A 307-nucleotide genomic window follows, 5' to 3' on the forward strand; every position below is an offset into this window, starting at 1 on the left:
CTGGATGAGGCGCACCAGGGCCGCCGCAAAGGCCGGGCTGTGCAGGGCATCGACGACGGCGGTCAGGCTCTGGGTCAGCGAGTCTGTGGCGAGGGGCTGGCTCATGGCGACGGGCTCCGGATGGTGGGGACAGGCTCCCCGATATGGGCGGGATGCTAGCACGAGAGTGGCAAAACTGTCCCCTAGGGGACATATCAGCTCCGAGTCATAGGGGCGAGTATGGCGACTTTCCCCTGCTGTTGGAGACCCCATGATCGACCCCCATTTGCTCACTGACCTTACCGCGCGCGGCCTGGTGGCCCAGATG

Origin of the sequence: Aeromonas media, assembly GCF_000819985.1 — a bacterium.
In the GTDB taxonomy this organism is placed as follows: domain Bacteria; phylum Pseudomonadota; class Gammaproteobacteria; order Enterobacterales; family Aeromonadaceae; genus Aeromonas; species Aeromonas media.